The organism is uncultured Agitococcus sp. (genome assembly GCF_937920075.1).
Classification (GTDB): Bacteria; Pseudomonadota; Gammaproteobacteria; order Pseudomonadales; family Moraxellaceae; genus Agitococcus.
In genome coordinates, this window is the sequence record NZ_CALETI010000336.1 from 1 (window position 1) to 6,920 (window position 6,920).

Annotated in this window: 8 protein-coding genes; 6 read left to right on the forward strand and 2 right to left on the reverse strand. The window is 38.6% G+C overall.

Annotated features, from left to right (window positions below; genetic code table 11):
• A partial coding sequence (locus tag Q0212_RS11690) for a polymorphic toxin-type HINT domain-containing protein (RefSeq protein WP_297925685.1) occupies positions 1-381 on the reverse strand: 381 nt, incomplete at its 3' end.
• 45 nt (positions 382-426) lie between these two features.
• Positions 427-1,443 carry a biotin synthase BioB gene (bioB, locus tag Q0212_RS11695; RefSeq protein WP_297925688.1) on the reverse strand — a complete coding sequence of 339 codons (1,017 nt, stop codon included), beginning with the start codon at positions 1,441-1,443 and terminating at the stop codon, positions 427-429.
• A 90-nt stretch (positions 1,444-1,533) separates the two neighbouring features.
• On the opposite strand from bioB, the gene Q0212_RS11700 reads away from it, so the two are divergent.
• From Q0212_RS11700 to Q0212_RS11725, 6 genes are all read left to right on the forward strand, one after another.
• Positions 1,534-2,226 carry a ComF family protein gene (locus Q0212_RS11700; protein ID WP_297925690.1) on the forward strand — a complete coding sequence of 231 codons (693 nt, stop codon included), beginning with the start codon at positions 1,534-1,536 and terminating at the stop codon, positions 2,224-2,226.
• 67 nt (positions 2,227-2,293) lie between these two features.
• On the forward strand, positions 2,294-3,244 hold the full coding sequence (gene corA / locus Q0212_RS11705) for a magnesium/cobalt transporter CorA (RefSeq protein WP_297925692.1): 951 nt from the start codon (positions 2,294-2,296) through the stop codon (positions 3,242-3,244).
• Positions 3,245-3,365: 121 nt separating this feature from the next.
• Positions 3,366-3,887 (forward strand): hypothetical protein, encoded by a 522-nt coding sequence (locus Q0212_RS11710; protein ID WP_297925695.1) that lies wholly within the window; start codon positions 3,366-3,368, stop codon positions 3,885-3,887.
• A 49-nt stretch (positions 3,888-3,936) separates the two neighbouring features.
• Positions 3,937-4,965, forward strand: coding sequence for a M14 family zinc carboxypeptidase (locus Q0212_RS11715; RefSeq protein WP_297925697.1), 1,029 nt, complete (start codon positions 3,937-3,939; stop codon positions 4,963-4,965).
• Between the two features lie 220 nt (positions 4,966-5,185).
• Positions 5,186-5,749, forward strand: coding sequence for a hypothetical protein (locus Q0212_RS11720; RefSeq protein WP_297925700.1), 564 nt, complete (start codon positions 5,186-5,188; stop codon positions 5,747-5,749).
• Positions 5,750-5,820: 71 nt separating this feature from the next.
• Positions 5,821-6,920 (forward strand): O-antigen ligase (locus Q0212_RS11725; RefSeq protein WP_297925702.1); only part of this gene is annotated, 1,100 nt, incomplete at its 3' end.

A 6,920-nucleotide genomic window follows, 5' to 3' on the forward strand; every position in this document is an offset into this window, starting at 1 on the left:
AACTAAATAGCCAGCATCATCATCCAATCCTACTATTTTATCGTTTAAATCATAAAGTACTACGTGACTGTTAAATCTCAAATCTTTTGCGGGTGTCCATTCTTTGCTGATAGGATTCCAAAAAGGATGATTATCTGTACAAAAAAGACGCATACTTCCTAAACGATTTGATAAATCATTAAAAGACACGCTCACAATAGGTAATTTTTCCGCCGATTTAAACGTGTTTACCACTCGTTTATAAGCCTGTTCACCTTCACCACTTTCATGCTTCGATAAAACCATATCCCCCACTTTAAGCTGTTCAATGGGGACTAAACCTTTATCGGCATGCACCAATGTGCCTGCCACAAAACCCGACGCTGAAACCTCTTTAGACATGATGATACCTAGAAGAAATACTAATAAAGCCGTGAAGTCCCTAAATCACACCGCCATCGCATCTTTCCACAACATCTTTTTGGCGACAGGCAAACTATCTGCCACGGTTGTTTCGACTTGCAAGGCACTAATACCCAATTTTTCAAACAACAAACGGTCGGCATGGGTTTCGGGATTACTGGTGGTTAACAACTTTTCACCATAAAAAATCGAATTTGCACCAGCAAAAAAACATAAAGCCTGTAATTGCTCATTCATTTTTTCACGGCCTGCCGACAAACGCACAAAGGATTTAGGCATTAAAATCCGCGCCACGGCAATGGTACGCACAAACTCAAACGGCTCTAAATCTTCTACATCACCTAATGGTGTGCCTGCAATTTTGACCAACATATTAATTGGCACAGAATCAGGATGAGCAGGTAAATTCGCCAATTCCATTAACAAGCCAATACGGTCTTCACGTTTTTCGCCCATGCCAATAATGCCACCCGAACAGACTTTAATGCCTGCGTCACGGACATTGGCCAAAGTATTTAAACGGTCATTATAACTACGCGTGGTAATAATTTTGCCGTAATATTCAGGTGAGGTATCTAAATTGTGATTGTAATAATCCAAGCCTGCCTCACCCAAGGCTTTAGCTTGTTCGGGGGCTAACATACCCAAAGTCATACAGGTTTCTAAACCCAAACCTTTAACGCGCTTCACCATTTCCAACACATAAGGCATATCTTTATCGCGTGGACTACGCCATGCTGCGCCCATACAAAAACGGCTTGCACCTTTGTCTTTGGCTGCTTGTGCTTCTTGCACCACTTTTTCGATTTCTAATAACTTTTCTTTATCTAAACCTGTATCGTAATGACCTGACTGCGAACAGTATTTACAGTCTTCAGGGCAAGCCCCCGTTTTAATCGATAATAAGGTACTCACTTGCACGGCATTGGGGTCAAAATGCTGACGATGTACGGTTTGCGCTTGAAACAACAAATCATTAAACGGTAAATCAAACAAAGCGCGTAACTCAGCGCGATTCCAATCGTGGCGTAAAGTCGTCATTTTCGATATGATCCTAAAAATTAGCTCTATACGCCCGATACTGCCGCTTTAATGGACTACCGTCAACTTTTTAAGGATAGAAAAGTTTACATGAGATTATTTTTTAACCAAATCTTAGCTTCTCAAGCCTTGTGTTTGTGCTGCCAATATCAAAAACAAGCAAAATTTGGTTTTTGTTTAGCCTGTTATCAAGATTTACCTCACCTCACTCGTCCCTGTTTGTATTGTGGTTTACCCCTAAACGAAGATAATTTGTGTACTTGCCACCCCGAAGATTGGCCTTTTATTGCCTGTTTAAGTGCTTTTGAGTATCAATTTCCGATTAATAAACTCATCGGCCAATATAAAAATCAAGCGCGTTTGGGTTTGTGCCAAAGTTTTGCTCAGTCATTGGCCGCTCAAATTAAAAAACAAAAACAACCTTTACCTCAATTATTAATCCCAGTCCCTTTAAGTCCGCAAAAACTCGCTAAACGTGGTTTTAATCAAAGTCTTGAATTAGCAAAAGATTTGGGCAAAATTTTGTCTATTCCTGTAGATTACCAGCTCTTACAAACCGTAGGCCAAGCTAAAAGCCAAAAAGAGCTATCTAAAAAACAACGACAAAACCTTAATGCCGAACAATTTTATCTCAGCAACAAGATTCAACAAACGCATATTGCAATTATTGATGACGTGATTACGACAGGCGCAACCGTTAAAACGATTGCACAAATCTTGCAAAAACAAGGAGTCACTCATATACAAGCGTGGTCAATTGCACGAGTGATGACAAAACAGTAAACAATTTGTAAAACTTTTTTGCTAAAATGACCAATTACACCCACAACTCATCAAGGTGAGCATATTTATGTTAATGGCTTTTTCCCTCAACAAAGGCGCAATAGAGCAAATAGCCATTAATGCTGCCGCTGATTTGGGAGAACATGTCATTTGGGTTGATTTAATTAATCCCACCGAAGAAGAGCGTGACTGGTTAAGAGTTGCTTATGCTCAAGAACTACCAACCATTGATGATTTATATGAAATTGAGGCTAGCTCTCGTTTTTATGAAAATGAATTTGGCTTACACATTAGCTCCTATTTTTTAAATTATGCCGATAAAAATCCCGAAAATATTTCAGCCGCATTTATTTTTAATGGCGACCGTTTATTTACCCTGCGCGAAGAAGAACTAGCCGCATTTCGTTTGTTTCGGATGCGTGGCCGCAAAGGTTTGGTCAATATTAATAATTCCAAATCCATTTTATTGGGCTTGTTTGAAACCAAAGTTGAAAATTTAGCGGATATTCTCGAACGTGTTCATGCCGATTTAGAAGAAACCAGTCAACAAGTTCTAGGCAATGCCGAAAACGACGACATGGAAACCTTGTTGACCAATATTGCAACCCAAGAAGATATTAATGGTAAAGTACGTATCTCGATGATGGATTTACAACGTATGCTTTATCTATTGTTACGTGCAGGTATGCTTAATGCTGAGCAAAGTGAACGTTTACGCGATATTATCCGCGACTCTGAGTCCTTGATTGCTCATAGCTCATTTTTATTTGATAAAATCAAATTCTTACTCGATACCACACTCGGTTTTATTAACGTCAACCAAAATAAAATTATTAAAATGTTCTCGGTTGCTTCGGTAATGTTTTTACCACCCACGATGGTCGCCAGTGTCTATGGCATGAACTTTGAGTTTATGCCCGAACTCAAATGGCAACATGGCTATTTGTTTGGTTTATTCTTGATGTTTTTATCAGCAGTAGTCCCCTTTTTATATTTTAAACGTCGCCGTTGGTTGTGATTTTTTGTTAAAACCATAACAAAACAACATCTATCATCACGCAAAGTGTATCTAACCATAGCCCAAAAGCATAAAAAACGGCATAATGCGCCTGATTTTTGCTTCGCACGGAATGTATGCCATGCCATCACTCTTAAAAAAACTAGCCTTTATTTCTTTAGCAGGCCTTGCTTTGCCTGCATTGGCCGAACAACGCCCGATTCAATTTCCTGAATACAATTCTGCTTTAACCATCAGTGGTTATACTGCCCAAAGTTTACACAGCACGCACACACCGGGTTGGGGTATTGGTGGAGAAACCACTTACTCCCGTGATAACTTTAATCAAAGTGGCGGTTTTGTGTATTTTCCCGAAGGTACAGATGCACCAGTATTTAATTTATTTATTGGGACAGGCTACAAACGTCATGCTCAATTTCAAGTAGGTTATGGCACAGAAAATGCGGTTTATCGCTTTAGAAGTGAAAATGACTTAGCTTATTTATGGGTACTCAGTCGTAATTTAATGAATCTAAATCTCACTTTGCCAACCCGCTACGATCATTACCCCAATAACCGTTGGGTTGCCATTTTTTCCATCGAAAAATATGATGACCACACCTATTTAGATAATATTTCTTTAGGTTTAGGTTTGCGTTATTAAACATTACTAACAGACTTAGAGTTCACCACTCTAAGTCTGGATGTTGATTATGTCTGTTCTCCCCTCTGTCAGCCAATTTCCTGAGCTACACCAACTTCATCAACTGATGAATCAATATCCTAATCAAGCGAAGTACCACCTTCTCACCCATATTGATGTCAAACAATTTAAATTGCCCATTTGGTCTATCAGTTTAGGTAGTGAAGACCCTACTCATCCCATTATTGGTTTTTTTGGTGGCGTACATGGCATGGAGCGTATTGGAAGTCAGGTATTACTTGCGTGGTTACAAAACTTACTCAGTCGAACAACATGGGATATTTCTTTACAGCATTTATTAACACAAGTAAAAATTGTCTTTATTCCCTTATTAAATGTGGGTGGCTTACTCAACAATACACGTAGCAATCCTAATGGCGTGGATTTAATGCGTAATGCACCAATTGACGCTCAAGATAAAACCTTATGGCCATTAGCAGGACAACGATTATCAAAAAGGCTGCCTTGGTATCGGGGAAAACAACAACAGATGGAGCTAGAGTCACAAACTTTAGTCAATTTTGTCAAACAAGAATTACTTAATCGACCATTTGCCTTGGCTATTGATTGCCATTCAGGTTTTGGCTTACGCGACAGGATTTGGTTTCCTTATGCTGCACACAAACAACCACCTTATCACTTAGCAGAAGCCGTTGCCTTGCGTGAAATTTTTAATCAAAGCTATCCACATCATGATTTTTATATAATGGAACCACAATCGCTAAACTACACCACGCATGGCGACTTATGGGATTATTTGTATGACTACCAACTAAACAATCAAAACAACCATTTATTTATGTCATTTACGCTTGAAATGGGGTCTTGGTTATGGGTCAAAAAAAATCCTCAGCAACTTTTTAACAAAACAGGTTTATTTAATCCCATCTTGCCACACCGTTTAACACGGGTATTACGTCGTCATCTCAGCTTATTTGATTTTTTATTAAAAGCAACAGCTTCTTATCAGCAATGGATACCCCATAATCATCATCGCCTACATTTGACTAATATAGGCATTGAACGGTGGTATACATAAGTGTGACAAATTGTTTAACAAAGTCACGATTAAATTGAGCTAGTATATAATATTATCAATACAAGATTTCATTGATTGCCATACAACGGCAAAAATGAACCGATCATCATTTTGATATAATCAATAACATCTTTTTGCTTGCCAATCGCTAGCGATTAGACTACGATTTGAGCTATTAAAGCCATTAGGCTAATTTTATCCATACAAAGGAGTTTATCCTATGCGTAAGTCATTATTAGGATTAGTTTTGGTAGCTGCTATGTTACCTGTTACTGTTGTTCACGCTGCTCCAGCAGATGCTGCCAAGGCAGTAGCCGCCAAAAAAGCAGGCAAAAGTAACCAACAGGCTATTGCTGAAGCTGTTGCAGCAGGTGCAACTGTACAAGAAGCCATGGCTGCATTGTTAGCAGACAACCCAGCTGATGCTTCCAACATTGTAAGTGCCGCTGTTGCCGCTGCTCCAACTCAAGCTGGTGCTATTGCTGCTTTTGCCATCCAAAAAGGTGTAGCCCCTACTGTAGCCGTTGCAGCTGCTACTGCTGCCGCTCCAACTCAAGCTTCTGCTATTCAAACAGCTGCTGTTCAAGCTGCTCCAAGTCAGGCAACTGCAATTAATCAAGCTATTAATTCTGCATTAGGTCAAACAGCCAATAATAACCAACAACAAGGTTCTGGGGTATTTAGTAATACTAGTAGTGTTGGAACTGGTATTAGTGTTGGAGCTGGTAGTACTGGTAGCACTGGTGGTGGCGGTGGTGGCTCAGGTAGTGCAAGTCCTACTTAATAAGCTTCTTACCAAAAAGGGTCTACACAGACCCTTTTTTATTTTCTATAACATAAAAATTTTTTATTGATATGCAACGTTTTTTATTTATTTATTTTTGTATTATTTTATTTTGGGCACCTATTCCCTTAGGTAGCCATCGTATTTGGTCTGCTGCATTATTAGAATTGCTTATTGGCTTATTATTCATTTTTTGGCTACTCACACTCAAACAAAATACCTTACCGAAAGCACTTATAAACAATAAAAAACTGATTGCTCTTTTTGCCGCTATTCCATTATGGTCGGCTTTACAATTAATCCCATTACCACCAGAGATCATTACTCTTATTTCACCGCATCATCAAAATTATATAGCTGCCAATCAGTGGCAGTCTTTATCTTTAGATACAGGTGCAACACTGTATAAACTACAAAAAAGTATTGCCTACTGTTTGTTTTTCATTCTTTCTTTAGCCATTATTAACACCCCTCGCAGACTAAACACGATAGCCCAATTAATTGTGATTACAGGTGTTTTACAAGCTGTTTATGGAGTATTAGTCGTTTTGGGCGGCCCTGTTTTTGATGTTTTTGGTATTGCTGCTGCTGCTGATAGAGATCGAATTACCTCTGCTAGTGGCACATTTGTTAACCGCAATAACTTTGCTGGCTATTTAGAAATGTGTATTGCCTTAGGGATTGGTTTATTAGTAAATCAAATTTTAATCAACAAAGATAAATTTGCTGGTTTTAGAGCAGCTATTCGAAATTTTTTAATTACCATGCTTAGTGGCAAAGCACGTTTACGTGTCTTTTTGGCTTTAATGGTGGTTGCTTTAGTGTTATCTCATTCACGAGGTGGAAATAGTGCTTTTTATGCTAGCCTTGGGATTTGTGCTGTCATTGGTTTATGGTTGTACCGAAAACATCATAAATCAAAATCATTAGCTTTGTTATTTGGTAGTTTAATTGCTATTGATGTTTTAATATTAAGTTCTTGGTTTGGTTTAGACACCTTAGCCAAACGCTTAGACTCTACCAATATCGCTTATGAAGAGCGTTCCTTTGTCTTTGAAAATGCTTTATTAGCCATTAAAGATTTTTGGCTAACTGGTTCTGGTGTTGGTGGCTTTTATAGTATTTTTCCTAGTTATAGAGACAATCGCTCACAAAGTTTTTATGACTTTGC

Excerpts from the sequence above, each read along its gene's own strand:
- Q0212_RS11720 (WP_297925700.1), top strand. The coding sequence starts at position 5,186 with ATGCGTAAGTCATTATTAGGATTAGTTTTGGTAGCTGCTATGTTACCT.
- corA (WP_297925692.1), top strand. The coding sequence starts at position 2,294 with ATGTTAATGGCTTTTTCCCTCAACAAAGGCGCAATAGAGCAAATAGCC.
- Q0212_RS11715 (WP_297925697.1), top strand. The coding sequence starts at position 3,937 with ATGTCTGTTCTCCCCTCTGTCAGCCAATTTCCTGAGCTACACCAACTT.
- bioB (WP_297925688.1), bottom strand. The coding sequence starts at position 1,443 with ATGACGACTTTACGCCACGATTGGAATCGCGCTGAGTTACGCGCTTTG.
- Q0212_RS11710 (WP_297925695.1), top strand. The coding sequence starts at position 3,366 with ATGCCATCACTCTTAAAAAAACTAGCCTTTATTTCTTTAGCAGGCCTT.
- Q0212_RS11700 (WP_297925690.1), top strand. The coding sequence starts at position 1,534 with ATGAGATTATTTTTTAACCAAATCTTAGCTTCTCAAGCCTTGTGTTTG.